The sequence below is a fragment of the Actinoallomurus acaciae genome (assembly GCF_042429965.1).
GTDB classification, from domain to species: Bacteria; Actinomycetota; Actinomycetes; order Streptosporangiales; family Streptosporangiaceae; genus Actinoallomurus; species Actinoallomurus acaciae.
Window position 1 is genome coordinate 1 of sequence record NZ_JBHLZP010001091.1, and the last position, 1,130, is coordinate 1,130.

The 1,130-nt window shown below is 75.2% G+C and carries 2 protein-coding genes; both read left to right on the forward strand.

The features are described from left to right. The coding region (locus ACFFNX_RS50730; protein ID WP_378213666.1) for a Gfo/Idh/MocA family protein at positions 1-754 on the forward strand (754 nt) is incomplete at its 5' end. Positions 755-818: 64 nt separating this feature from the next. Beyond that, on the forward strand, positions 819-1,130 hold a 312-nt coding region (locus tag ACFFNX_RS50735), incomplete at its 3' end, for a Gfo/Idh/MocA family protein (RefSeq protein ID WP_378213667.1).

Here is a 1,130-nt window from a genome sequence, read left to right on the forward strand (position 1 = left end):
CGCCGAGGCCGGCCGGCACCTGCTCATCGAGAAGCCGCTCGCCACGGACGTCGCCGGCGCGCGCCGCATCGCCGCCGCCTTCGCCGCCGCCGGCCGCGTGCTCATGCCGGCCCACACCCACCGCTGCTACGACTACGCCCGCGCGGTCAAGGAGGCGCTCGGCGACATCGGCCGCCCCGAGTTCCTGCGCCTGGCCATCCTCGGCGGATGGATCTGGCCCGACTGGCGCGCCTGGGTGCTCGACCCGGCACGCTCCGGCGGGCACGCGCTGCACAACGGCGTCCACCTGCTCGACCTGGTCACCTGGTGGACCGGCGACCGGCCCGAGACCGTGTACGCACGGGGCCGCAGGCAGACCGCCGCCGAGCTGGACATCGACGACTATCTAGAGATGACGGTCGGGTTCGCGGGCGGCGCGACCGCGCTGTGCGAGATGAGCCGGGGGCACCGCCCCGCCACGTACGCCGCGCGGGACGTGCTGGTCGTGGGCGAGCGGGGCGTGCTGACCCTGCCCTGGGATGCCGAGGCGAGCCTCGTCACCGACGAGTCCGGCGCCGGGCTGCTCCCGCCCGCGGGCGCCAACGGGTTCGCTGTCCAACTCGGAGCCTGGCTCGACGCGATCGCCGGTGCGCCACCGCTGATGACACCCGGCGACGGCGTGCTCGCCGTCGCGATGGGCGTGGCGGCCGAACGGTCCATCGCGACCGGCGAGCCCGTACGGATCGACGACGTGCTGACGGAGGCCGGAGTATGACCGAGCGCGGCGAGGGAACCAAGGACACGGCCCGGTGGTCGCCTCCTCCGACGAAGAAGGTCTCATGACCCGCGTTCTGCTGGCCGGTTTCGGCGGTCTCGGCGGCGGCCAGGACCACCAGCGCACCATGTACCTGCCCGCCTTCCAGGCCCACCCCGGCTTCACCGTCGCCGGCGCCGTCGGCGCGGACGGCCTGGGCGTCCCCTCCTACCCGGACCTGGACACGGCGCTGGCGGAGAGCGACGCGGAGGTCGTGAGCGTGTGCCTGCCGCCCGGCGAGCGCGCCGAGGCGATCGTCGCCGCACTGCGCGCCGGCCGGCACGTGCTCGCCGACAAGCCGCTCGCCCTCACCGCCGAGGACGCCGAGGCGGTCGCC